Below are 24,047 nucleotides of genomic sequence, written 5' to 3' on the forward strand. Positions count from 1 at the left end.
GTCTTTAGTCGAACACCATCCATTTAAACCATTCGTGATATGTTCTGTAAAACGGGCGACAAGGGATGGTTTCGACTTTTTAATTATATAGCCGGTGCCAGTACTGGGCAAGCTGCTGCGAAATATCTTTCATACGCCGACGTGAAATGGCAACTTCGCGTCCATCAGCCAAACGAACCTGACGATCCCGATTGAAGATGTTCCGTTGCACATAGGCGAGGTTAACGATGTATGACTTGTGAATACGAAGAAACATGGAAGCGTCCAAAGTCTTCTCAAATTCTTTGAGTGTTTTCGACACTAAAAACCGCTTCCGATCGCGCGTGTAGAGAAACGTATAATTACCTTCTCCCTGGAGACACAGAATATCATCGACCGAAATAAAGATGGTACGGTTTAGATATGGCAACGCAATACGTTGCGCGCTACGCTGATATGAAGCGGGAAAATGGGGAACAACAGGAATTGGTTGAACGGACGAGAATACGTTAGCTTCCATGATAGAGAGTGTTTTGGTTCGTGTTCTAAGTGATTACTGACGAAGCAAAACTACCTGATGGCTACTATCTGGGAAAGAAATAGCCTGATCTACAAGGGGCGTCCAAAGGATTAACCATTTGCAAATCAGACTATTACGAGCCGATCTCGTATTTTATTCAAGTGAATGTACTCAGAGCATTGCGTAAAACTACGTAGTTGGAACCTATGTGAATTGCCCTATAATTGATCGGGAAATCCCATGCTTACCTGCTTAAACTAAGGCAACGGGCTGAAAATCCCGAATTCGATCGATAAACATTTGCGCCCGCCGACGAGAGATTTTCACCTGCTGTCCATCTGTAAGTTCAAGCTCCCCTTCTTTCTTAACGAAGAACTTACGAACAAACCCAAGGTTAACAATGCAAGATTTGTGTACCCGAACAAATGCCTGCCCTTCGAGCATAATTTCATATTCTTTTAACGTGCGCGATACCAGCATTTTGGTGCCATCTTTTAGAAAAAACTTGGTATAGTTACCACACCCCTCGAGCCTAACTATTTCGTCAGTGGACACCGTACGTTTCCGATCATAAAATGGAATGAGTAATTTCTGTAGACAATTTGAATCGGCAATTTTTTCCACACTATTGTGGAAACCTCTGGACACTGTGTCAAAAAGAGAGTCATTCGCGAATGCATTCATAGCTGTTTGATCGGGTGTTTAATAATGGTTATATAGAGGCTGACATTCAGAAACTTACCAATTTTATATCTGTATCGGCGCCACTGGTTAACCTGCCTTCTCTGTCGAATCAATCTACAAGAATCAGTCCTACTTACTAAAATCAACGTATATTCATAAAATAATTCTATAACTCGTTATAAATCAGCAAATACAGCCATTTACTCAACAATACATCTATAATCTACTCCAAATCCGCTTCTTGGTAACGCCCAAATTTGGCCAACGTTAACCAATTCAATAATGACCTTATTTCACAGATTGGGCTGCTCTTCTTAGTTTTCCCTACCTTTGCACTAGCGAATGGCTAAATGAGTAACCTATGCTGGATAAAGTAAAAGACCTCTACCAGGAGATTGACCACTATACGATTAGCTCACCAGAGCAATTAGAGCAGTTTCGGATGCGGTTCATCAGCCGCAAAGGCGTGATAACGGAACTGTTTGAACACTTGAAAACCGTTCCCCAAGCCGATCGCCGGGCTGTTGGGCAGGAATTGAATGGGTTAAAAAATCTGGCACAGGAGCGTTTTGATTCATTCAGCCAGCTTATAGAAGAGCAACGTACTGCTGCCAATAGTGCTCCACCAGTCGATCTGACGCTGCCAACCATCCCGAATCTGACCGGCACGCAACACCCGCTCACATTGGTTCGGCAGCGTATCATTCAGATTTTTGAGCGAATTGGCTTTAATGTGGCTGACGGACCTGAAATTGAAACTGACTGGTACAACTTTGGGGCGTTGAATTTCCCCGATAACCACCCTGCCCGCGATATGCAGGATACGTTCTTCATCGAGAAATCGGAGAGCGGTTCCCCTTCGTCCGACGTTTTATTACGGACGCATACCTCCAATGTTCAGATTCGTCTGATGGAACGGCAAAAATCCGGTACCGAATTTCGGCCCATTCGGTCTATTATGCCTGGCCGCGTTTATCGGAACGAAACCATTTCGGCCCGGGCGCACTGTATGTTCCACCAGGTGGAAGGGATTTACATTGACCGTAATGTTGGTTTCAAAGACCTGAAAGATACACTCTACCACTTCGTAAAAGAGATGTTCGAGCCGGGTACGCAGATTCGGTTCCGGCCATCCTACTTCCCCTTTACGGAACCGAGTGCCGAAATCGACATTTCATGCCAGATCTGCGGAGGTAAAGGCTGTAACATCTGTAAACATTCGGGATGGGTAGAAATTGCCGGTTCGGGGATGGTTGACCCGCAGGTGATTGCCAACTGTGGGATCGACCCCGAAGAATATACAGGCTTCGCTTTCGGTATGGGTATCGAACGGATCACTCAGTTAAAATACGTCGTGAATGACTTACGACTCTATACCGAAAACGACGTCCGTTTCCTCCGTCAATTTGAAGGACTCTAACTACAATGATTGAATGACAGAATGATTGAATGATTGAATCGACGGGCGCAGGTCTTTTATTCATTCAATCATTCTGTCATTCAACAATTCAATCATTATTTTATGTCTCCCATCCGTCTTTCTGATCTGGCGTTTACCCTTGAAGCTGTTCTGGATGAAGCTTTTGGGCAGAAAGCGATGTGGGTAGTCGCTGAAACGAGCGATATCAAGAATTATCCAGATCGGGGCTATTGTTTTCTGACGCTGGTAGAGCGGGACTCCGCCAGCCGCGAAACGGTGGCCAAACTGGAAGCCTGCATCTGGCGACGAAATTACCATACCATCGGTGATTTTGAACGGGAAACGGGAGTAGCCTTCGCACGCAATATTCAGTTGCTGCTGCTTGTATCCGTTGCTTTTAATCCGGTGTACGGCTTACGCCTGGAAATTCTGAAAATAGACCCGTCGTATACGCTTGGAAACCTCGAACGGGAGCGACAGGCCGTACTAGACTCACTCGTCAAAAATCACCCGGATTTGGTCTGGCTCGAAGCGGGGCATTACATCACCGCCAATCAGCTTTTACCACGCCCTGCCGTTATCCAGCGAATAGCCCTGATTACGGCTCCCAATTCGGATGGATGGCGGGACTTCCGGCACGAACTGGCCCAGAATCCGTTTGGATACGACTTTGTGGTCGATGAATACCTGACACAGGTGCAGGGCCAGGGTGCCGAGCGAGCCATATGTGGACAACTGGAACGCATCCGGCTCAGTGGTATTTCGTACGATGCCGTTGCGATGGTACGCGGAGGAGGTTCGCAGCTTGATTTTGGTTCGTTCGATACCTATCTGATGGGCCATACGGTAGCGGGTTTCGGTATTCCCATTCTGGCAGGCATCGGGCATGAGCGCAATGTGAGTATCACCGATCTACTCTGTCATCAGAGTGTGAAAACGCCAACTAAAGCAGCTGCGTTCCTGATTGAACACAATCGACAATTTGAAGAAAGCTGCCTGCAACTTCGCGAACGACTCCGGCTTGCGGCTCGGGAGGCTATGTTGACAGCTCGGGAAAATCTGGATCGGGAAACCGAACGACTACGATTTGTAAGCCAGGCCTACTTCCGCGAACGCCATACCGATCTTACCGAAAAAGCCGTTACCCTACGCCACCTCGATCCATCGAATGTGTTACGCCGTGGCTATGCACTGCTGCTGCGCAATGGGCGAATCATTACCCAGGCTGCTAGCGTACAACCAGATGAAACACTTCAGGTACAGATGCGTGATGGAATAGTAACTGTTACTGTTCTGGAACCGTAGCAGTCTGAAACTAGCCAGTGCCGAGACCTATCTACTCGCACACTACCAATTTTCGAGTCGATAACTTTCAACTCTATGACAATGACGTATCAGGACGCTTACGACCAACTGACAACCTTGGTCGACGAAATTGAAAACGAGCAAGTCCCTCTGGATGAACTACCTGGCAAAATCCGACTAGCTACCGAGCTCATTACCTTCTGCCAGGAACGACTTCGGGCCGTAGAAACGGAGTACCAGGAAGTTATCGAAAAACTGCCAAAGCGATAAATTAGGATTTTTATTATAAGGTCGTATCTAACCTTTGCTAAACCTTGCCTAATTTTATCCCCTGTGAAAATAAAGGGGTACATTGTGCCAGAGATCGGTTGTGATGAATGAAGAAGTGCCCACTTACCGCCTGATTGAGTCTGTTGAAAATATGAATTTATTCGCCAATATAACGAATGTATTAAGTTCAGATGTTCTGTCGCGCATAGCAACGTACATCGACGAACCACCTGCTAAAACTACCAAAGCTGTCAACGGTCTTGTTTATACGATTGTTGGGGGATTAATGAAACGGACCACCAGCGAAATAGGTGTTAATCAGCTTTATAATCATATTCAAAAAGGTCGGTTTGATGGGTCGCTAACTGAAAATATGGCTACCGTTCTTCGCGACCCAACTTTAACGAATACGCTTATCATGCAGGGTAACGACGTGATCAGTCACTTACTGCCTGCTATGAAAAGTTCGATTGGCAATATGATTTCGGGTTATGCCGGTATCCGTAATTCGTCGGCTATTGCGCTGTTAGGTTTAATTACATCACTCGTTCTTCATGTACTGGGCAAGCAGGTTAAAGATCAGAAGCTGGATGCCGATGGGCTGGCGGCTTCCCTGTTTACCGAACGCGAAACACTAGTCAATGCGGTGCCGGAGGATTTTATGCCGCAATTAGTGGAGAAAGTAGGCTTACATCAGGTCGTAGCGGGTCTGGCCATGCCCGCCCGACGGGCAGCCGAGTCGTCGGGACGATCAACCGCAACAGCTACCCGACCAGCCGTCAGCTATGAGCCTGTCGATGAATCAGATGGAGACAATGAAACCTTGACAAAATGGGGTGTCGGAGCGCTCATCGCCTTGGCTCTCGGTATTGGCGGTTACTATCTCTATCAAAATACGCAGCGCTACTCGGATGGTCAGGAAGAGGTAAAAGACGTGACAACTATCACCAGCGACACCGTTCAGACGGATACTGTAGCCCGATCGCTGGCCGTTCCGATTGACTCATCTGCCAAAACGCCACCTAAATCAACCTCGGTAGCCGCCATCACCACAGCAGCTCCTTCCACAACGGTAGCGACTGCTGGCGATCTGACCAGCAAAATAGCGCCTTACCTGGGCAATGCCGCGTTACCCAAAGGGCGTGTTTTCCCACTTACCTCAATCACATTCCCACCGGGTTCATTTTCAATGACTCCTGGCTCAGAGGCTGGTATTGCTGAGTTGACGACGCTTCTGAAAACCTATCCTAGTCTCCAGGTTCAACTGGTAGGCTATGCCAACGATGCCAAAGGCAATATGACGAACAAAAGTCTGTCGTTCAAACGAGTAGTTGAAATCAAGCATCGATTGATGGCGGCTGGTATCGACTATATGCGACTCGACGCCATCGGGCGTGGCACTGGTGTTTCCAAGGCCGATACTTCGGGTATACCCAAGCCCACCCTACGCAAAATTGACTTAAAAGTGGTAGTCAAATAAAGGCTCTACTCAGCCAGATCACTATTAGCAAAACGCCCTCATGCACACGCGTGAGGGCGTTTTTATTTATCTACGATACCTACACCTATAATGAATTTCTCTCTGTTTTCTCTAAACAACTTCACTCAGCTACAGTTCATAACCCATAGTGACTAACTAATAAACTGGTATGAACACACAAACAGGAAAAACCGCCCTGATTACAGGTGCCTCTAGCGGTATCGGTCAGGAAATTGCCAAACTGTTTGCTCAGGATGGCTATAATTTAGTGTTGGTAGGCCGTAGCGATGAAAAACTGGAGCGGCTGGCGGAGGTTTTCAAGAATAACTATGGCACCCAGCACATAACCGTAATTGGCAAAGACCTAGCGACAGAAGATGCCGCTCAGGATGTATATGATCAGGTGAAGGCAAAAGGTATTACCGTTGATGCACTGGTCAACGACGCCGGTGTTGGCCTCTACGGCCTGTTTGCGACCGATACCGACTGGGAACGGGAGAAAGCCATGATTCACCTTAATGTGCTTACCCTCACGCAGATGACAAAGTTGTTTTTGTACGATATGCTGGCCCGGAACGACGGCAAAATTCTGAATCTGGCCTCGATCGTTTCCATTACACCCAACCCCATGATGGCCGTATATGCCGGAACGAAAGCGTACGTATACAACTTCACCCAATCGCTCATCAATGAGCTAAAGGATACGAACGTAACGGTTACAGCGCTCCTGCCCAATGCAACAGACACGGATTTCTTCCATAAAGCGGGGGCCGATAACACCAAAGTTACTGACGAAGTACAGGACCCACTCATGGTGGCTAAGGCTGGTTATGATGCTTTGATGGCTGGCAAACACAAAGTGATTCCGGGTGGTTTGAAAAATAAATCGTACGAAATTCTTGCTTATGTAGCCCCTCAGGAAACCCTGGCGGCCGTCATGCGAAACAAAATGGCGCAAAAACCTGAGCCAGAAGAGGCCGAAAAATCATCGTCAGCAGCAACTTGGGGTATTGGCTTCGGCATTGCCGTTCTGGCGGGCATCGCCCTGGGCGTAGCTTATGCTAACTCGAATGCTATTGACCGGGCTAAGTATCGGTATAAAGCAAAATCCTGGGGCGACACGATTTCGGACGCACTCTCGTCCGTGACCGACAATGTAGTCGACTCGTTGGTAGACGCCTATAAATCCACGAAGAACAAGGCCGAAAAGGTCGTTGCTCGGGAAACCGAACTGGTTGAAGACGAAGTGGACGCATAATCACTCAGAAGGCCCTGTCAAACCTATCTAAGTCATGAAAAACTCATCATTCTGGCGCATTGCCACAGCCGTAATCGCGGTAGGCAGTATTCTCTACACAACCGTCCTAAGCAATAGTTCAGGATCGCAGGCTAATGCTAACGACGAAGATGACGACGAACCCAGTGGCTCCGAATACGAATATGATGTACCACCTGAATACCAGCATGTTTTTGAGAAAAACAGCCTGGTTCCTGCCGGTTGGGCATTCGGTGTGGTCTGGTCAACGATCTATACGGGCTTAACTGCTCTCTCCGTACATCAGGCCCTGCCGAGTCAGGAACGCAACCCGCGTTACATACAGGCATTACCCTGGTGGTGGGCCAGTTGGGCACTCAATGCGCTATTTGGGCGGTTCTTCTCTCAGAACGATCCGCAGAGCATTGTCATCTCCGACCTAACGACCAAATTCAATCTACCTGCCGCTTTGGCTTTGCATCAGAGTCTGGAAATAGGGAAAACCGATGTTCCGTCGCCCGAAAAATACCTGCGAATTCCTGTCAGTTTGTATGCGGGCTGGCTTACGGCTGCTACGGTTGTCGGCACACCCAATACCCTACTGACACTGGGCCTTTGGCATTCCGACAAAAAACGCGATGAGGCCATCGCATCGGGTATTCTAAGTGCTACAGCCGGGGCTGGGTATCTGATTGGTCACCGACTAAACGATCCGTGGTATATGCTGCCCTTCGTAGCTGGTTTTTCGGGTATTGCCAATCGCCAGTGGAATAAACATCCGCTGGTTGGATGGACAGCAGCTACATTGGCGGCTGCTTATGTGGGTTTCCTGGCCTACTGGCTTCCTAAAGGTAAATTTCATGACTACGACCGAATCGTAGTCCATGATACCGAAGCTGAGGTACTGGCAGGCCCCGTCGAAACTGCGGAACCTGTGCAGGCAGCAATCGCCCGTGAGCGTACCAAACCAATTGAAATAGAGAATCTTGATTGATAGTAACGCTTATCCAGCGGAAGCCGCTCCTAGAAATAAGGGCGGCTTTTTTAGTTGTTTAACCTGTAGAACCATTGCCATTTTGGCCGAATTTCGTCAAAAAGCGAGTAAATCAAGCCAAAATGTCCGAAAAACCAGCGCGGCCCGTGATTTGTTACTAAACAATAGAGAATGAGTAATGCTGGACGGTTCTCAAATCCCATTATCCATTTTTGATTATCCATTATTCATTCCTAAGACTCATGGACTTTAAGAATTACACCATCAAAGCACAGGAGGTCGTGCAGAAGGCATCGGAAATTGCCCTCGGCAACGGCCAGCAAGCCATTGAAACAGGTCACCTGCTCCAGGCGATCCTGTCGGAAGATGAAAACGTGATTGGGTTTATCACCAAGAAATTGGGAATCAATCTACAGAATACGACCAGCGCTTTACAGGCCATCCTGACTACGTATCCGAAAGTGTCGGGCGGGAATGGAAGCGTATACCTAAGCAACGATACAGCCGCAGCTTTAGCCAAAGCAAGTACGATCACCAAAGAATTTGGCGACGAATTTGTCAGTGTCGAACTGATGTTGCTGGGACTTATGGCGGGTAAAGACCAAATTGCAACGTTATTGAAAGATGCCGGTTTCAACGAAAAGCAAGTGAAAGCGGCCATCAACGAACTTAGAAAAGGAAACTCAGTGAAAGACCAGAACGCTGAAGCAAAATATCAATCATTAGAACGGTACAGCGTTAATCTTAACGAACGGGCGCGTACGGGTAAAATCGACCCTGTGATCGGTCGTGACGAAGAAATACGTCGGGTGCTGCAAATTCTGAGCCGCCGTACCAAAAACAATCCGATTCTGCTCGGTGAGCCAGGCGTTGGTAAAACGGCCATTGTTGAAGGGCTTGCCCAACGCATCGTATCGGGCGACGTACCGGAAAACCTGAAAACCAAAACCATCGTTTCGCTCGATATGGGCCTGCTCATTGCGGGTGCCAAGTACAAAGGTGAGTTTGAAGAGCGCCTTAAAGCCGTTATCAAAGAAGTGACGGACTCCGACGGGCAGATTATCCTGTTTATCGACGAAATCCACACGTTGATTGGCGCAGGAGCGGGTGGTGAAGGTGCTATGGATGCAGCCAATCTGCTTAAACCAGCGCTGTCGCGGGGCGAACTGCATACCATTGGTGCCACAACGCTGAAAGAGTATCAGAAATACATCGAGAAAGATAAAGCGCTCGAACGTCGATTCCAGGCCGTTATGGTCGATGAGCCGGACATGGCTGATGCCATTTCGATCCTGCGCGGTATCAAGGAAAAATACGAATTACACCACGGGGTTCGGATCAAAGACGACGCTGTTATTGCCGCCGTTGAACTCTCGACCCGCTACATCACCGACCGTTTCCTGCCCGATAAAGCCATTGATCTGATGGACGAAGCAGCAGCCAAACTTCGACTGGAGATGGACTCGGTACCCGAAGAGTTGGACGAGTTGAATCGCCGGATCATGCAGCTTGAAATTGAGCGTGAGGCCATCCGACGTGAGCACGATAAGGAAAAAGAAACCCTGCTCAATAAGCAGATCGAAGATCTGAGCGAACAACGGAATGACCTGAAAGCCAGATGGGAAACCGAAAAAGCATCCGTCAATGAAGGCCGAACCCTGAAAGAGGAACTCGACAAATTACGACTGGAAGCCGAACAGGCCGAACGCTCGGGTGATTATGGCAAAGTGGCCGAGATTCGATACGGCCGAATTCCTGAGATCGAAAACAAACTGAACGCGTTGACCAAAGAAGGCGGAGATAATGGTTCGTCGGACCGGATGATGCAGGAGGAAGTTACGGCTGAAGACATTGCCGAAGTGGTGGCCAAATGGACGGGAATTCCAGTGTCGAAGATGCTGCAAAGTGATCGCGAAAAACTGCTGAATCTGGAAAAAGAACTCGGCAAGCGAGTCGCTGGTCAGCAGGAAGCGATTGAAGTGGTTTCGGATGCCGTGCGTCGGAGCCGGGCCGGTATGCAGGACCCCAAACGGCCCATTGGTTCGTTCATCTTCCTGGGTACCACGGGTGTTGGTAAAACTGAAGTAGCCCGGACACTGGCCGAATACCTGTTCAACGATGAAAACGCGATGGTGCGGATCGATATGTCGGAGTATCAGGAGCGTCATGCTGTTAGCCGATTGATTGGAGCCCCTCCGGGATACGTTGGTTACGACGAAGGCGGTCAATTGACCGAAGCCGTCCGTCGGAAGCCCTACTCGGTTGTGCTGCTCGATGAGATCGAAAAAGCGCACCCCGACGTATGGAACATTCTGCTTCAGGTGCTCGACGAAGGCCGTCTGACCGACAACAAAGGGCGTACGGCAAACTTTAAGAACACGATCATCATCATGACATCGAACATCGGTAGCCACCTGATTCAGGAGAAATTTGCCGAAGATGAAGGCTGGAACCACTCGTTGGTGCTGGACGAAGCCAAACGGGCGGTGCTGGAGTTACTGAAACAGACTATCCGGCCTGAGTTCCTGAACCGGATCGACGAAATTGTGATGTTCGAACCGCTCACGAAGGCTAACATTCGCAAGATTGTGGACATTCAGTTCGGCGAAATCAAAAAACGACTGGCCGAAAACGGTATCCAGCTCGACGCGACCGACGAAGCCCTGACCAAATTAGGCGAAGAAGGTTTCGATCCGATCTTTGGTGCTCGCCCGCTGAAACGTGTATTGCAACGCCGGGTGCTGAACGAACTCTCAAAAAGCATCCTGTCGGGTGACGTGAAGAAAGATTCCGTCGTGCTGATGGAGTTGAACTCCGACGGTGAGATTGCGTTCACCAACCTGGATGCGGAGATTGAGTTATAATTCATACCGGGCTAAAGCCCGTAGATACACGCCCGGCCGCTGAAAAGTAGCCGGGCTTTTTTGTATATAGCCGACTAATCGACAACTTAGCTACTATCTGGAGGTTATTAATGGCTCCCGAGTTCGGCCTTTCTTAATGAAACAGCTTCCGTTTTATCTTCTGCCAGCGCGAAGCAGATCTGATTAACTGCATACCACCAGCCGTAATAGATATACAAGTTAATCGATCATTCGTCACAATAATATCATCTACCACCACCGACAATATAGAAGGAGTTATCTCCAGAGTAGTCATTGCCCGGTTTCGATTCGGCGTATTCACCGATATTGTCAGTTTCGAATTTTCCGTCAAACCAGAAACGATTACTGAATACCTCCCAGAACTATCTGTTTGCGTACTAGCCCCTTTAGTTAATCCAGAAACCCATACATAGGCCCCAACGGCTGGCGATGCCTGCCCGGTCGAATCTAGTTGCAAAACACGCCCCGAAACGGTCCACTCCGTCTTGGCCCCAATAGCTCGTATCGGAATCGGCGCCACAGCAATCTCAGGCCGGGAAGAGACTGGCCTACCCAATGAGTTGAATTGAGCAAGGCTCGTTTTCCAACTCAGTAAAGCCGTTGCCAGTACACCTACCCACCGACGCCAGCTAAACGGCTGGCTCGAACTCGTTAAGGATAGAGCCCGGTTCAATTGATCATCACGCAAACGGCCGCAAATCTGTCCCGAAGCATTCCTCAACAACTTGACCAGTTCCTGGTCTGACAAGGCCGAATAATCAATAACCGTTTTCTGGCAACTGGCGCAAAAACGGCCCTGTTCGGTTGGCTGCATCTCCTCCCAGCGCTCGTGGCAGGGGTTTGGAATATGAATGGTCAGACTACGCATGGCATCTATTTTTCCTTAACACGAACAGCACGACTTTTTATTACCTAACTACTTTATAGCCACGGGTTTTGTTGGGTCGATACGCAGCCAGAGCAGGGCACTGACCAATAAACAGCCCGCAATCATAAATAATGGATAGTTGAAATTGTGCGTCTGCTTCACGATGATCCCGAACAGAATGGTAATGAAAAATCCACCTAATTGCCCGGCAAAATTCATTGCCCCCGTTACTGTCCCCGAATTACGCTGACCAATATCGACACAGACGGCAAAAGCCACGGGTAAGGCAAGGTCCTTCATCAATACGCAGGTAGCCAGTAAATACCCAGCCAGCTCGTTATCGGTGGTTAGTCCGGCCAGCAGAAAGAAAAGACTTGATAGACCTAACCCACCCAGTCCAACAGCCCGACGCCCGATTTTAAGCCCATAGCGTTTGGTCAATACATCGCTTAAGCTACCACCCACCAGACACCCAACAGCGCCCAGAAAATAGGAAAGCGAAATAAAATTCTTGGTCTGGTCTTCCGTAAGGCCCCGCCCTTCCTGAAAATACACCGACGACCAGTTAGTGAAGAAATACGAGCCGTAGAAGAACAAATGACACATGAGCATGAGCGCCCACAAGTCGGGGTTTCGGATAATAGTTGTCCAGGGAATGCGGTGATCGGTATGCTTGATCCGACGACCCGATTCAATTTCTGCAACTTCGGCTTCGCTGATACCTTTCTGTTCAGCCGGGTCATCCCGAAACAGAGTATACCAGCCAATGGCCCAAAGTACCCCCACAATACCCAGCACCGCAAACGCCCAGCGCCAGCCTGCAATATGCACCAAGGGAATGACCAGCAGTGGCGTCAGCGCTCCCCCCAGGCGACCAGCCGCCCAGATCACCGACTGCGCCCGGCCTACTTCGACCGCCGGAAACCAGCGGGCAATCACAATAGAAGCATTCGGATAAGCCCCTGCTTCGCCAGCTCCAAACAGAAATCGAACAATCAGCAGATACAGAAAATTAAACGCCGTTCCCGTAAGGGCTGTGAACCCAGACCACCACAACACTACACGCGTCAGTACCCGCCGAGGGCCGGTTTTATCACCAAGCGTACCCGTCGGAATTTCAAACAGCGCGTACGATAGCGAGAAAGCGCCCAGAATCCAGCCAAACTGTTCATTGTCGAGCTCCAGATCATCTTTAACATATTTGCTGACCACGTTCATGCAAACGCGGTCGAGATAGGTGATGGTGGAGAGCAGAAATAAACCAGCCAGCACACGGTAACGAACCTTCATAGGGCTTAGAGGAAAGAAGTAGGGAGAGAAAGCCAAAAATACTTATAGACTTGACTTTATCCCAATCAAAGACTGCCGTACTTTTACAGCATGTCAACCGTAGCCATTGCCCCAATCACCGAAAGCCTGCCTGCTTTCCTCGACGCACACAATTTTTCGGCCATTGCCGTCATTGTCGATAACCATACGTTTCGTTTCTGCTACCCCGAACTGAAAGCGCTACTGCCTAAACATACGCTGGTTCGCATCAAAGCTGGAGAGGAACAAAAACACATTGCCACCTGCGAACTGATCTGGGATGCGCTTACACGCGCCAATTTCGACCGTCATGCGCTGGTGCTAAATCTTGGTGGGGGCGTTATTGGCGATATGGGTGGGTTTTGCGCGGCTACCTACAAGCGGGGCATTGCCTTTGCCCAAATACCCACTACTCTACTGGCACAGGTCGACGCCAGCGTAGGCGGCAAACTCGGTATTGATTTCAACGGCTATAAAAATCACATTGGCGTTTTTAAACTACCCGATGCCGTCCTGATTGAGCCCCATTTCCTAACAACGCTGCCCGAACGTGAGCTTCGTTCGGGCTTTGCTGAAATTATCAAACACTGCCTGATTGCCGATGCCTCGATGTGGGAGGATATCCGCCGACGGGATCTGGACGAGCAGGACTGGCCCCGATTGGTTGCTCATTCAGTCGCCGTAAAACAACGCGTCGTTGAACAGGACCCGACTGAAAAAGGCCTGCGTAAGATTCTGAACTTTGGGCATACCATCGGCCACGCTGTCGAAACCTACTTTCTGACGCAGCCCCGCAAGCGATTATTACACGGCGAAGCCATTGCTGTAGGCATGATTACAGAGGCTTTTATCGCTTTTCAGAAAAAAATGATCGATCAATCGCTATTGACCGCAACCGAAGAGTATATTTTTTCCGTATATGGGAATGTTAAGCTGAACGACGAAGATATTGATCCGATTTTGGCACTGACGTTACAGGACAAGAAAAACCGGGGGCGCGATGTTCGCATGGCCTTACTCGATGGACCCGGCAGTTGCGCCTTTGATGTGTCGGTTACGAGTGCCGAAATGCGCCGTGGACTGGATTTTTACCGGGGAATAAACAAGAATTAAAATTTGGCTCTATACTATTGTTTGCCAAACATTTACGATTATATTTGAGTTCGGTCAGAATAACGTCATTGAGTTAATCTAGTTTATAAAGCTTATTGATTGAAACTTTTACAAATGCCCGTATGAAAACGTACATCGGAATTCTGTTTGCAGTGGCCGCAATAGCTATGGCGGGGTGCTCATCGAGTAGACTGTTTGTGGAGCATGATTATAGCTACGAAGGTCATTTTAAAAATTACGAATCATTTAATTTCCTGGAGTGCGAATTTGTTGATTCGACCCTACTCTGTTCCGATATTCAGGACGCTATCCGGCACCAAATGGAAGCCCGCGGTTACCGGGTCAGTAACCGTAGCCCAAACCTCTTGATCTCGTACAATATCTTCCGTTCCGATCTGCGTTTCCGGGGCTACCAGCAGCCAGTTATTAAAGACTGGGTGGTTCGGGAAGATGACGACGCTACCTACAAGCGCATCGACTACAACCTGGACGAAGGCACGCTAATGATTTCATTGATCGACGCCGAATCGTATCAGGTTATCTGGAAGGGCTATGCCTCCAAGATGATGCGCAACCAGAACTTTAAGAACAACTACTTCAAAGGCATTGTCCGGTCTATTTTTGACCAATACCCTCTCATGGCAGCCGCAAAGTAACGCAACTAAAAAGTAACGCGGGTGGAAACCCGCGCTCTATACAGATTCAAACTTGTCTATAACAGAGCGCGGGTTTCCACCCGCGTTACTTTTTAACAGCATCTACGTATAGTGTTCATGCACGAACCCTATCGCCGACGTTTACCTCATATTATGCCTCCGGGCGAAACATTGTTTATTACCTATCGCCTTCATGGCACTCTGCCTCATCACATTTTAACCGAGCTTCTGGCCGCTCACGAACATTTTTTAGCCCGACAGATTGAGCAATCGCCTGATGTTGCTGTCGATTCCATCAGAAAACGATGGGATGGCAAGTATTTTTTATCGATAGACTCGTATCTGGATAAAGCTGAGCAAGAAACCTATTCCCTTATTAATGAGCCGACCGCTGATATTATTAAAGAATCTATCCATTTCAGAGATGGGGAACAGTTTGACCTTCATGCTTATTGCCTGATGCCTAATCATGTCCATTTACTGGTCACGCACACACGACAGGATGTACCATTCTATAGGGTTATAGGTAGTATGAAGGCGAATTCTGCGAAAAAAATTAACGCCCATCTTAACCGTAAAAATCGCCCATTCTGGCATTCGGAAAGCTACGATCATGTCGTAAGAAACAGTAAATCGTTCGACCGAATCGTTGCCTATATTATGACAAATCCAGTCAAAGCAGGGTTCGTTTCTCGTTGGCAGGACTGGAGTCACAGCTACTGCAAATACGACTTTGAGTAATGCGTAACGCGGGTGGAAACCCGCGCTCTGTTATAGACAAGTTTGAATCTGTATAGAGCGCGGGTTTCCACCCGCGTTACTTCGTCAATTCCTTAAAAATTCCTTCCAGCGAATTTTCCTGCTGACGGAGTCCAACGAGGGTCAGGTTTTGGTCGGCAGCGAGTCGGAATATAGAAGCTCGCAAATCGGTAGTAGGCCGGGCCGAGATTCGGTATTGGCCCGCGCCTAAAGGCTCTACCTGCTCCACACCAATGAGGGTGCTTAGTAACGCTGGATCTTGCAGCTCCCCTTCAAACTCTGCCACAACCACTACATTGCCTCCACCAGAGGCACTTCTGAGCTGGCTCAGTGGCCCATCAACCACCAGTTTTCCGCGATTAATGATAATAACCCGATCGCAAATGGCTTCAACCTCCTGCATGATGTGGGTCGAGAACAAGACCGTTTTGTCACGTCCGGCGTCGCGAATTACCTGTCGAATTTCGGCTAACTGGTTCGGGTCAAGGCCTGTTGTCGGCTCATCCAGAATCAAAACGGGTGGATTATGCAATAACGCCTGGGCCAATCCGATCCGTTGGCGATACCCTTTCGATAATTGCCCAATGCGTTTGTGTTGCTCCCGACCGAGACCAACCAACTCGATCATCTCAGAAATCCGACGGCCTAACGCTGTACCTCGTAAACCGTGTAATGATCCAGCAAACCGCAGGTATTCTTTTACATACAGATCCAGGTAGAGCGGGTTATGTTCGGGCAAATACCCTACGCTTCGGCGAACATCCATCGGCTGTGTACGAACGTCGAACCCATTGACTTCAACCGTTCCTTCCGTTGGTTGAATATAGCCCGTAGCGATTTTCATGGTAGTGGATTTCCCAGCCCCATTTGGCCCCAGAAACCCGACGATTTCGCCCGGTTCTACGGAAAAGGAAATCTGATTGACAGCCCGTTGCTGATTGTATTGTTTTGTAAGATTCTGAACCCGAATAGACATAGTTAACTGCGCGACTATCTCATCAACGAAAGCCGATAGCGAATTGGCATAGGACGAATGTACAGGGAACCGATTAAAAACCAGAAAGAATTTCTATTTTTAGCGGTTTAACGTCTATAGAACGCCTTTTCTCCCTGTCTATACATGTCGATTTTTCGAAAAAAAACCGTCACACAAGCCATCGGCGATGCCGGTTCAGGTGACTCCTCGCACCTGATGAAAGTACTCGGTGTCCGTGATTTGACGTCGCTGGGTATTGCAGCCATTATTGGTGCGGGTATTTTCAGTACCATTGGGCGAGCTAGTTTCAACGGAGGGCCAGCCGTATCGATGCTGTTCGTTTTTACCGCTATTGCCTGCGTATTTACGGCGCTGAGTTACGCTCAGTTTGCCAGCACAGTGCCAGTCAGTGGTAGCGCGTACACCTATGCGTATGTATCGTTCGGAGAAATTTTTGCCTGGATCATCGGCTGGGCGCTCATCCTCGAATATGCTGTATCGAACATGGTGGTGGCGATTTCCTGGTCGGAGTACTTTACATCCATGCTGTCGGGCTTTGGCATCAATTTCCCTGGATGGCTCGCGACCGATTATGGATCAGCTCACCGGGCTTTCGAAGAAATGCAGGCAGCCCGGCCAGCGGCTACGGCCCTTCCAGCCAATGTATTGGCTCTGGCAACTGCCTACGATCAGGCTCCATCGCTGGGTGGGTTAAAAATCATCATGGATTTACCGGCCGGACTCATCACGGTATTAATTACGTCCTTAGTATACATTGGTATCAAAGAATCACGAAATGCCAGTAACCTGCTGGTGCTACTGAAACTCTGTGTGATTGGGTTAGTCATTGGCGTTGGCGTATTTTATGTAAAGCCAGCCAACTGGTCGCCCTTTGCACCGAATGGGGTGAAAGGTGTGTTGAGTGGTGTGGCTTCGGTATTCTTTGCATTTATCGGGTTCGACTCCATCTCGACTACGGCCGAAGAATGCCGCAATCCGCAACGCGACCTACCCCGCGCCATGATCTACTGCCTGGTTATCTGTACCGTTCTGTATGTTCTGATCACGCTGGTCTTGACGGGCATGGTCAATTTCAAAGAACTGGGTGTCGATGATCCGCTGGCCTATGTTTTCCAGAAATTGAATCTCAACTTCATGGCGGGGATTATTTCGGTCAGTGCTGTCGTAGCGATTACGAGCGCCCTGCTGGCATATCAGCTAGGGCAACCACGCATCTGGATGACCATGAGCCGCGATGGGCTTCTATGGCCGAAATTCTCTGAAATTCATCCAAAATTCCGTACCCCTTCATTTGCGACTATTATCACTGGCGTTCTGGTAGCCGTTCCGTCGCTGTTTCTGGACATGCAGTTTTTCATCGACCTAACCAGCGTGGGCACCTTCTTTGCCTTCATTCTGGTATGTGGCGGTATTTTATTTCTGGATGCTAAAGGGATATCCGCCCAATCGAAATTCCGGGTTCCTTATGTAAACGGTAAATACATTATCGGACTTGGTTTTCTGTTGCTGTTCGGATACGTAGTCTACTCCGGAGGCTTGATGCCAAGCATTACCGAAAAACCACTAATCGCTGTTTTCTGGCTTACCTGGGCCGTGCTGTCGGTACTTGCTTTCCAGAAAAACTTCTCTTTATTGCCTGTACTGGGTATTCTGACGAACCTCTACCTGATGACCGAACTAGGTGTTACAAACTGGGCCATTTTCGTAGTCTGGCTAGTTATTGGGCTCGTGATTTATTTTTCTTACGGATTCCGAAAAAGCAAGCTGGCTCAGAAGGCATTGGTGGCGTAATCGGCCTTACCGGCCAAAGAACATGATATGCTGCTGCGGAAGTCGATCATCGTTTTTTAGCAATCGTAGTCCAGCGGCTTTCATTTCCTTTGTAGCCTGAGCAATGCTTAGTTTATGCAGTTCTTTGATGGGCACAGCAGGGTCTTCGGCCCGGTACTCAACCAGTACCAGACGGCCACTAGGCTTAAGGGCCGTTGCGACATGAGAAATCATTTCCCGTGGGTACGAAAACTCGTGGTAGGCATCAATCAGGATAGCCAGATCAATGCTGCTGGGCTTCAATTTCGGATCTGATTCGGTACCCAGCACAGGCTCCACGTTAGTGGCTTTACTTTTGGCTTTGCCCTGATTTAGGTAGGCAATCATTTCAGGCTGAATATCAACGGCGATCACCTTCCCCTTAGGTATCTCAGATGCCATACGGAAGGTGAAGAATCCCGTTCCAGCGCCAATATCGGCTACTACATCAGTCGGTTTTAAATCAAGCGCGTTCAGCAGCAGGTCGGTTCGTTCTTCCTGCTCACGCTCGGGGCGTTCGAGCCAGGCGGCACCCAGATGCCCCATCACCTGCGCAATTTCGCGGCCCTGATACACCTTCCCAATTCCATCACGGCTGGGCGTGCGAAACCGATAAACCGAGGTAGTATCAGTTTGTCTGGTCGTAATGGTTTGCTGCTGGGCCGATTGCTGGCCACACGCAGCTAATGAAATAACAAGTAAAAGGCCTATATGCTGCATACGGGTCGGATTTGTTGGGGTTAAACTATCTGTACGTCGAAACGGTTGTTCCTCTGAATCAAATACACCTATTTATGAATCTCATTCTTCACTTACTACTCGATGCGGCTGTTATTTTCGGCTTAGCTTATTTAATGCCCCAGGTCGATGTTAAGAACTTCGGCACAGCCGTATTAATCGCGCTGATCCTGGGTCTGCTGAATTTCTTTATCGGATGGATTATCCGGTTTCCGCTCAATCTGGTTACGTTTTTTCTGCTTACGGGTATCGTTCGGATTGTTGTGACAGCCTTACTTCTGAAACTGATCGATAATTTTATGGATAGTTTTACCATTGTCGGATTCTGGCCTGCATTAGTTATTGCCCTCGCCGTGGCCGTGGCCGGTACGCTTATCGACCGGTCGGCTCCAACGCCCGAAATGGTTAATTCAGGTTATGTGGTTTCGGTATTATCAAGTCTTCGATTGACATAAGGAACAGTTACCAAAATTAGTGCGACCCCGATGGGGTCGAATGTTTATAGATCATGTACGTTTTCTATAGCCATTCGACCCCATCGGGGTCGCACTTTCTCGAGTTATTATTAGGTAACCAATCGTTCACGATAATGGCAAAACAAAAGCCACGCCGTTGCTGACATGGCTTTTTGATTAAGAGCCTATAAAATTAGTCGCTACGACGACCGCCCAGCAATAGACTTGCATAATAGAGCAACGTAGCCAGTGAACCCAACGCAGCTACCACGTAGGTCATAGCGGCCCACCAGAGCGCATCTTTGGCGAATCCGTATTCACGCTGATTAACAACTCCCCGATTCTGAATCCAGGCCAAAGCCCGACGGCTGGCATCGAACTCTACGGGCAACGTGATAAAGCTGAACAGCGTGGTCAGGGCAAACATCGCCACCCCAATCGCCAGCGGAATAGGTGTAGTACGTAATAGTAAAACACCTGCCAGAAGCACCCACTGCATATACTGAGAGGATACAGTTAGTACTGGCACCATAGCCGAACGGAATTGTAGCGGTCCATACGCCAGTTTATGCTGAACAGCATGACCACATTCGTGGGCCGCAACAGCGGCAGCCGCTACGCTTCGTCCGTAATACACATCGGCGCTGAGGTTGACCGTTTTATCCTGTGGGTTATAGTGGTCAGTCAGCATACCTTCGACCGAAACGACCCGGACATCATAGATACCGTTCTCGTTGAGCATTTTTTGAGCCACTTCAGCTCCGCTCAGGCCATTGCTCAGACCGATTTGTGAATATTCATTGAATTTGCTTCGTAAACGCCAGCCTACAAAGGCACTGGCTCCGAAGATGAGAATCATTATTAACCAGATCATCGATAATTAGTCAGGTTTATGGTTTATTCTGGCAGCCAACTTACTTGCCCGTCAATAGTAAAACAACAGTTTTACCGAAAAAGTATCCCGTTCCTTTACCATTTATCAGAGTATAGGGCCATTTATGGGAATGAACAATGTAAAATGAATAATGGATAATGACCGTTTCCAGCGATTGTTCATTATTCATTTTACATTGTTCATTATGCTAATAGCTCTGTTTAATCCGCTCGATGAGCTTGGTCGTAGAATAGCCGGGAACCAGCTCTATAGTTTCTACGCGGCCACCACGCCCCAATACAAAATCAGCCCCTACGATAGTCGCTACAGAGTAGTCGTTACCCTTGACAAGAACATCAGGCTTCACAGCTTCGATTAGCTGGAGAGGTGTATCTTCACCAAACAATGTCACGGCATCGACAAATGCGAGCGCAGCCATCAGCCGGGCACGGGCGTACTCATTTACAACTGGGCGGAGTGGCCCTTTAATACAACTTACCGACGCATCGGTATTCAGCCCTAAAATCAGCTTATCGCCCAGACTCCGGGCTTTTTCCAGATAGTCGATATGCCCTAAATGAACAATGTCGAAGCAGCCGTTGGTAAACACAATCTGCTGGCCTTCGGCTCGCCACTGGTCGGCCTGCCGAACGGCCTCTTCACGCGTAAGAATTTTAGATTCAGTCATATTTCGCAGTCAAAACTCAATATTGAGTCGCTCCTGAATAATAGCGGGGTCCTGTTTTTGATGAAGAACAGCTATTATTAAAATGATCGAGTTAATTTCATCGACCACATAATAAATAGTATAGGAAAACTTGCGTAGATGTGCCCGCCGAACAAAGAGCAAGTGCTCCTGATAAAGATAAGGATTGCCCAAAATTAGTGCTTCAGTGTATTCATAGGCATCGAGCCATTGTCGGCCTAATTCGGGTTTATAAGCTATTAATTCGTCAATGATTCGATCACGGTCCAGATCAGCCTACTCCGTAAACACAATCGAAAATTTACCTGGCCCATCCATACTTTAATCGAATACGACGCGATGCATCCTCGCCAGAAATACCGGTTTCTGGATGCGCTTTATACTGCTCGAATCGCTTCACAAGTAATTCATTTAGTAAAGCCTGATAATCAGAGCTATCTGTTTCAGGTGAGTCCTGTTGTCTCAATAACTGGTTGGCAACCTCCAACAGTTCTCGCTGCTGTTCTTCTGATAACCCGTCTATCGCTTTGTGCAATTCCTCTGCAATACTCATAGCGCTTCTATTTTTTGTAAAGATAGCCAATTATCGCTCCAGCTTGATGGCTTTGGGATCGTCGAGTACGTCGGGCAAATTGGTTGTTTTATTCCGGCGAAGCAATACAACCAGCAAGGCCAGAATACCCAGAATGATGATCATCACAGCCGACACGCCGTGAATAAACGTAGCCAGTATCTGTCCATCCTGACTCGTTAATCCATATAACAACGCTACCTGCCCAACCAGCAAATGGAAGGACCCAATACCACCCGGTGTAGGAGCCGCCATACCCAGCGAACCAACCACCAGAATTGTTAGCCCGGCCAGCATACCTAACCCAGCCGTAGCGGGCATGGCAAAGAACAAGGTGTATGACATCAGATAATACATTGTCCAGATAAGCAGGGTGTGGACCACAAACAAGCCAGGCCGACGTAACTTGCGAACACTCAATAAGCCATCCAGCAGCCCTTTCAAAAATCCGCTGACTTTCTGATACAAGGGATGTTTACCTAACGCTTCGCGGTAGCGGTTGAATAAGAACCAAGCCAACAAAGCCCCACCCAGAACTACCGCTCCTGCCAGCAGCAACAGACTCGACCCACTTGATCCTTTGGGAAGCTTTCCTCCCAGGAATTCCATAAAAAACTGGCTCAGCCGGTCGAACTCCAATACAAATGTAGCTCCCAGCAACAGGATCAGCATAAGCAGATCGAATAATCGCTCCGCTACTACGGTTCCAAAGCTGACGTTGACAGGCACTGCCGATAAGCGATACAAGGTTCCACACCGGGCTACTTCGCCAGCCCGTGGCAACGCCATATTGGCTAGATATCCCGTTAAAACGCTTACCGTAGTCTCCAGCGATGTAGGACGCTGCGGTACAACGGGTTCCAGTAGCAAACGCCAGCGTTCGGCCCGGCTCCAGTGGGCAATAATGGTAAACAATCCTGACAGCAGTACCCACCGATAATCGGCAGCACTGATTTTTTGCATCAGGTCTCCTACGTCCAGATGGCTTTGCTTAAACGTAAACCAGAGCAGTCCCCCGGCAATGGCCAGCGAGATGAGGTATTTGAGTATATTTTTGAGATTCATGCGAACGTAACGCAGCTCGAAGCCGCATTGAAAGAAGACCCAGGCAGCTTTGCAGCTGCATTACATAAAAAACTCCGCTACAAAGTAACGGAGTTTACTTGTAAAAGAGCGAAAGAGTGAGCGAATGAACAGGCAAAGCCCCGAAAGGCCGTCAGTTCAGCCTCATTCACGCGTTAATACACGGCCATTTCGGGTTCTATCTCCCGTGCCCAGGCGTTGATACCACCATCAAGATTATAGAGGTTAGTCATCCCATCCTGTGCGTACAGGTACTGCGCCACATTGGCCGAACGAATACCATGATGGCAATAAATAACTACAGGCCGATCGGTTGGAATTCGTTTTCGATTATTTGGAATCATGCCTACTGGAATCAACACCGCTCCGTCCAGATGACAAAGGTCATATTCGGGCCGTTCACGAACATCCAGGAGAAACATGGCTTCACCCAGCGCTAAGCGATTCGATAACTCCTGAACGGTCATTTTTTGTGGTCCTAACTCGCCAGGATTCGAGCGCGTACTGGCAGAGGTCAATCCTTGTCGGGCCAGTTCGTCGGCCTCGGCCCGCCGTTTGGTTTTTATCTTCTGCTGATTCATCGACAGCAGATCAATCATCAGCAACTGTTCGGTAAGTCCATTACCGATGCCTGTGATCAGTTTGATTACCTCATTGGCCTGGTAGGTTCCAATTACCCCCGGCAGTACGCCCAATACGCCCGTTACATTACAATTCGGAATTTCAATTTCGTTGGGGTAATCGGGGAACAGACACCGATAGGTCGGTCCACGCTTTCCATCACCGAGATCGGCGTTTAAGACTGCTACCTGACCCTCGAACCGGTGAATTGCTCCGTAGACAAATGGTTTACCTAACGTCACGCAGATGTCATTGACCAGATAGCGAACTTTAAAATTATCCGTACAATCAACCACGATGTCATAGGCTTCGATAATCGACCGGGCGTTACTAATATCCAGGGCCATCGTATACGTATCGAACCGAAGCTCAGGATTGAGTCGTTTTAAATGGCTCACGGCTACTTTGGCTTTCGGTTTACCGATTTCGTCAGTTGTATAAAGCACCTGCCGTTGCAGATTGGTCAAATCCACGGCATCTGGGTCAATCACCCCAATTCTTCCTACGCCAGCCGCCGTCAGATACAGCAATACCGGACAGCCAAGGCCCCCAGCCCCAACCACAAGTACACAAGCATTCTTAAGCTTTAACTGGCCCGCAGATCCAAGTTCGGGTAAATTTAAGTGTTTCTGATAACGTTGTTGTTCGGAAGGCACTAGCGTTGTTGTTGTTTCCATAGTCGTACAATATACAACTT

At 48.6% G+C, this 24,047-nt stretch carries 24 protein-coding genes; 12 read left to right on the forward strand and 12 right to left on the reverse strand.

Annotated features, from left to right (window positions below):
* Nucleotides 1-79: 79 nt before the first annotated feature.
* Nucleotides 80-499, reverse strand: coding sequence for a LytTR family DNA-binding domain-containing protein (locus BGO59_RS01170; protein WP_293679308.1), 420 nt, complete (start codon nucleotides 497-499; stop codon nucleotides 80-82).
* 252 nt (nucleotides 500-751) lie between these two features.
* On the reverse strand, nucleotides 752-1,183 hold the full coding sequence (locus BGO59_RS01175) for a LytTR family DNA-binding domain-containing protein (protein WP_293679310.1): 432 nt from the start codon (nucleotides 1,181-1,183) through the stop codon (nucleotides 752-754).
* A gap of 361 nt (nucleotides 1,184-1,544) precedes the next feature.
* On the opposite strand from BGO59_RS01175, the gene pheS reads away from it, so the two are divergent.
* The 7 genes from pheS to clpB all read left to right on the forward strand — a co-directional run bounded on the left by pheS (nucleotide 1,545) and on the right by clpB (nucleotide 10,771).
* Nucleotides 1,545-2,603, forward strand: a complete 1,059-nt coding sequence (gene pheS / locus BGO59_RS01180; RefSeq protein ID WP_293679312.1) for a phenylalanine--tRNA ligase subunit alpha — start codon at nucleotides 1,545-1,547, stop codon at nucleotides 2,601-2,603.
* 102 nt (nucleotides 2,604-2,705) lie between these two features.
* Nucleotides 2,706-3,908, forward strand: a complete 1,203-nt coding sequence (locus BGO59_RS01185) for an exodeoxyribonuclease VII large subunit (RefSeq protein WP_293679314.1) — start codon at nucleotides 2,706-2,708, stop codon at nucleotides 3,906-3,908.
* A gap of 75 nt (nucleotides 3,909-3,983) precedes the next feature.
* On the forward strand, nucleotides 3,984-4,178 hold the full coding sequence (gene xseB / locus BGO59_RS01190; RefSeq protein ID WP_293679316.1) for an exodeoxyribonuclease VII small subunit: 195 nt from the start codon (nucleotides 3,984-3,986) through the stop codon (nucleotides 4,176-4,178).
* A 151-nt stretch (nucleotides 4,179-4,329) separates the two neighbouring features.
* Entirely contained in the window at nucleotides 4,330-5,658 is a 1,329-nt protein-coding gene (locus BGO59_RS01195; RefSeq protein ID WP_293679318.1) for a DUF937 domain-containing protein, read from the forward strand.
* 169 nt (nucleotides 5,659-5,827) lie between these two features.
* A complete protein-coding gene (locus tag BGO59_RS01200; protein ID WP_293679320.1) occupies nucleotides 5,828-6,916 on the forward strand; it encodes an SDR family oxidoreductase in 1,089 nt (362 codons plus the stop codon).
* A gap of 34 nt (nucleotides 6,917-6,950) precedes the next feature.
* A complete protein-coding gene (locus BGO59_RS01205) occupies nucleotides 6,951-7,907 on the forward strand; it encodes a tryptophan-rich sensory protein (RefSeq protein ID WP_293679322.1) in 957 nt (318 codons plus the stop codon).
* A gap of 242 nt (nucleotides 7,908-8,149) precedes the next feature.
* Nucleotides 8,150-10,771: an ATP-dependent chaperone ClpB gene (gene clpB / locus BGO59_RS01210; RefSeq protein WP_293679324.1), complete on the forward strand. Its 2,622-nt coding sequence runs from the start codon at nucleotides 8,150-8,152 to the stop codon at nucleotides 10,769-10,771.
* Nucleotides 10,772-10,904: 133 nt separating this feature from the next.
* Here clpB and BGO59_RS01215 read toward each other — a convergent pair whose 3' ends face one another.
* Nucleotides 10,905-11,660, reverse strand: a complete 756-nt coding sequence (locus tag BGO59_RS01215) for a hypothetical protein (RefSeq protein ID WP_293679326.1) — start codon at nucleotides 11,658-11,660, stop codon at nucleotides 10,905-10,907.
* Nucleotides 11,661-11,708: 48 nt separating this feature from the next.
* Nucleotides 11,709-12,950, reverse strand: coding sequence for an MFS transporter (locus tag BGO59_RS01220; RefSeq protein WP_293679328.1), 1,242 nt, complete (start codon nucleotides 12,948-12,950; stop codon nucleotides 11,709-11,711).
* Nucleotides 12,951-13,040: 90 nt separating this feature from the next.
* Between BGO59_RS01220 and aroB the strand changes: the two genes are divergently transcribed.
* From aroB to BGO59_RS01235, 3 genes are all read left to right on the forward strand, one after another.
* Complete coding sequence (aroB, locus tag BGO59_RS01225; protein ID WP_293679330.1) at nucleotides 13,041-14,081, forward strand: 3-dehydroquinate synthase; 1,041 nt, start codon at nucleotides 13,041-13,043, stop codon at nucleotides 14,079-14,081.
* A 122-nt stretch (nucleotides 14,082-14,203) separates the two neighbouring features.
* On the forward strand, nucleotides 14,204-14,737 hold the full coding sequence (locus BGO59_RS01230) for a DUF4136 domain-containing protein (RefSeq protein WP_080060068.1): 534 nt from the start codon (nucleotides 14,204-14,206) through the stop codon (nucleotides 14,735-14,737).
* Nucleotides 14,738-14,854: 117 nt separating this feature from the next.
* Nucleotides 14,855-15,478, forward strand: a complete 624-nt coding sequence (locus tag BGO59_RS01235) for a transposase (protein ID WP_293679336.1) — start codon at nucleotides 14,855-14,857, stop codon at nucleotides 15,476-15,478.
* 76 nt (nucleotides 15,479-15,554) lie between these two features.
* On the opposite strand, the gene gldA is transcribed toward BGO59_RS01235, so the two are convergent.
* The gene (gene gldA, locus BGO59_RS01240) at nucleotides 15,555-16,472 is read right to left on the reverse strand and encodes a gliding motility-associated ABC transporter ATP-binding subunit GldA (RefSeq protein WP_293679338.1); all 918 of its coding nucleotides are present in this window, start codon (nucleotides 16,470-16,472) and stop codon (nucleotides 15,555-15,557) included.
* Between the two features lie 144 nt (nucleotides 16,473-16,616).
* Between gldA and BGO59_RS01245 the strand changes: the two genes are divergently transcribed.
* On the forward strand, nucleotides 16,617-18,284 hold the full coding sequence (locus tag BGO59_RS01245) for an amino acid permease (RefSeq protein ID WP_293679340.1): 1,668 nt from the start codon (nucleotides 16,617-16,619) through the stop codon (nucleotides 18,282-18,284).
* 6 nt (nucleotides 18,285-18,290) lie between these two features.
* Here the strand turns inward: BGO59_RS01245 and BGO59_RS01250 are convergent, their stop codons facing one another.
* Nucleotides 18,291-19,022 (reverse strand): class I SAM-dependent methyltransferase, encoded by a 732-nt coding sequence (locus tag BGO59_RS01250; RefSeq protein WP_293679342.1) that lies wholly within the window; start codon nucleotides 19,020-19,022, stop codon nucleotides 18,291-18,293.
* 74 nt (nucleotides 19,023-19,096) lie between these two features.
* Here BGO59_RS01250 and BGO59_RS01255 point away from each other — a divergent pair, with 74 nt between their 5' ends.
* A complete protein-coding gene (locus tag BGO59_RS01255) occupies nucleotides 19,097-19,495 on the forward strand; it encodes a phage holin family protein (RefSeq protein ID WP_293679344.1) in 399 nt (132 codons plus the stop codon).
* A 193-nt stretch (nucleotides 19,496-19,688) separates the two neighbouring features.
* On the opposite strand, the gene BGO59_RS01260 is transcribed toward BGO59_RS01255, so the two are convergent.
* The 6 genes from BGO59_RS01260 to moeB all read right to left on the reverse strand — a co-directional run bounded on the left by BGO59_RS01260 (nucleotide 19,689) and on the right by moeB (nucleotide 24,027).
* A complete protein-coding gene (locus BGO59_RS01260) occupies nucleotides 19,689-20,354 on the reverse strand; it encodes a zinc metallopeptidase (RefSeq protein ID WP_293679346.1) in 666 nt (221 codons plus the stop codon).
* 223 nt (nucleotides 20,355-20,577) lie between these two features.
* Nucleotides 20,578-21,057: a D-glycero-beta-D-manno-heptose 1-phosphate adenylyltransferase gene (gene rfaE2, locus BGO59_RS01265; protein ID WP_293679348.1), complete on the reverse strand. Its 480-nt coding sequence runs from the start codon at nucleotides 21,055-21,057 to the stop codon at nucleotides 20,578-20,580.
* A gap of 9 nt (nucleotides 21,058-21,066) precedes the next feature.
* Entirely contained in the window at nucleotides 21,067-21,345 is a 279-nt protein-coding gene (locus BGO59_RS36425; protein WP_365981577.1) for a type II toxin-antitoxin system RelE/ParE family toxin, read from the reverse strand.
* A 31-nt stretch (nucleotides 21,346-21,376) separates the two neighbouring features.
* Complete coding sequence (locus tag BGO59_RS01270; protein WP_293679350.1) at nucleotides 21,377-21,628, reverse strand: hypothetical protein; 252 nt, start codon at nucleotides 21,626-21,628, stop codon at nucleotides 21,377-21,379.
* A gap of 30 nt (nucleotides 21,629-21,658) precedes the next feature.
* A complete protein-coding gene (locus tag BGO59_RS01275; protein ID WP_293679352.1) occupies nucleotides 21,659-22,711 on the reverse strand; it encodes a lysylphosphatidylglycerol synthase transmembrane domain-containing protein in 1,053 nt (350 codons plus the stop codon).
* A gap of 173 nt (nucleotides 22,712-22,884) precedes the next feature.
* Nucleotides 22,885-24,027 carry a molybdopterin-synthase adenylyltransferase MoeB gene (gene moeB / locus BGO59_RS01280; protein WP_293679354.1) on the reverse strand — a complete coding sequence of 381 codons (1,143 nt, stop codon included), beginning with the start codon at nucleotides 24,025-24,027 and terminating at the stop codon, nucleotides 22,885-22,887.
* Nucleotides 24,028-24,047 lie beyond the last annotated feature (20 nt).

It is taken from the genome of Spirosoma sp. 48-14, assembly GCF_001898575.1.
GTDB lineage: Bacteria > Bacteroidota > Bacteroidia > Cytophagales > Spirosomataceae > Spirosoma.

Bases quoted from the DNA above. Each gene is read 5' to 3' on its own strand.
- gldA (WP_293679338.1), bottom strand. From the start codon at position 16,472: ATGTCTATTCGGGTTCAGAATCTTACAAAACAATACAATCAGCAACGG.
- BGO59_RS01170 (WP_293679308.1), bottom strand. From the start codon at position 499: ATGGAAGCTAACGTATTCTCGTCCGTTCAACCAATTCCTGTTGTTCCC.
- BGO59_RS01200 (WP_293679320.1), top strand. From the start codon at position 5,828: ATGAACACACAAACAGGAAAAACCGCCCTGATTACAGGTGCCTCTAGC.
- BGO59_RS01230 (WP_080060068.1), top strand. From the start codon at position 14,204: ATGAAAACGTACATCGGAATTCTGTTTGCAGTGGCCGCAATAGCTATG.
- BGO59_RS01250 (WP_293679342.1), bottom strand. From the start codon at position 19,022: ATGCAGCATATAGGCCTTTTACTTGTTATTTCATTAGCTGCGTGTGGC.
- BGO59_RS01260 (WP_293679346.1), bottom strand. From the start codon at position 20,354: ATGATTCTCATCTTCGGAGCCAGTGCCTTTGTAGGCTGGCGTTTACGA.
- clpB (WP_293679324.1), top strand. From the start codon at position 8,150: ATGGACTTTAAGAATTACACCATCAAAGCACAGGAGGTCGTGCAGAAG.
- BGO59_RS01175 (WP_293679310.1), bottom strand. From the start codon at position 1,183: ATGAATGCATTCGCGAATGACTCTCTTTTTGACACAGTGTCCAGAGGT.
- rfaE2 (WP_293679348.1), bottom strand. From the start codon at position 21,057: ATGACTGAATCTAAAATTCTTACGCGTGAAGAGGCCGTTCGGCAGGCC.
- BGO59_RS01275 (WP_293679352.1), bottom strand. From the start codon at position 22,711: ATGAATCTCAAAAATATACTCAAATACCTCATCTCGCTGGCCATTGCC.
- BGO59_RS01215 (WP_293679326.1), bottom strand. From the start codon at position 11,660: ATGCGTAGTCTGACCATTCATATTCCAAACCCCTGCCACGAGCGCTGG.
- moeB (WP_293679354.1), bottom strand. From the start codon at position 24,027: ATGGAAACAACAACAACGCTAGTGCCTTCCGAACAACAACGTTATCAG.
- aroB (WP_293679330.1), top strand. From the start codon at position 13,041: ATGTCAACCGTAGCCATTGCCCCAATCACCGAAAGCCTGCCTGCTTTC.
- BGO59_RS01195 (WP_293679318.1), top strand. From the start codon at position 4,330: ATGAATTTATTCGCCAATATAACGAATGTATTAAGTTCAGATGTTCTG.
- BGO59_RS01235 (WP_293679336.1), top strand. From the start codon at position 14,855: ATGCACGAACCCTATCGCCGACGTTTACCTCATATTATGCCTCCGGGC.
- BGO59_RS01205 (WP_293679322.1), top strand. From the start codon at position 6,951: ATGAAAAACTCATCATTCTGGCGCATTGCCACAGCCGTAATCGCGGTA.
- BGO59_RS01220 (WP_293679328.1), bottom strand. From the start codon at position 12,950: ATGAAGGTTCGTTACCGTGTGCTGGCTGGTTTATTTCTGCTCTCCACC.
- xseB (WP_293679316.1), top strand. From the start codon at position 3,984: ATGACAATGACGTATCAGGACGCTTACGACCAACTGACAACCTTGGTC.
- BGO59_RS01185 (WP_293679314.1), top strand. From the start codon at position 2,706: ATGTCTCCCATCCGTCTTTCTGATCTGGCGTTTACCCTTGAAGCTGTT.
- BGO59_RS01270 (WP_293679350.1), bottom strand. From the start codon at position 21,628: ATGAGTATTGCAGAGGAATTGCACAAAGCGATAGACGGGTTATCAGAA.
- pheS (WP_293679312.1), top strand. From the start codon at position 1,545: ATGCTGGATAAAGTAAAAGACCTCTACCAGGAGATTGACCACTATACG.
- BGO59_RS01255 (WP_293679344.1), top strand. From the start codon at position 19,097: ATGAATCTCATTCTTCACTTACTACTCGATGCGGCTGTTATTTTCGGC.
- BGO59_RS01245 (WP_293679340.1), top strand. From the start codon at position 16,617: ATGTCGATTTTTCGAAAAAAAACCGTCACACAAGCCATCGGCGATGCC.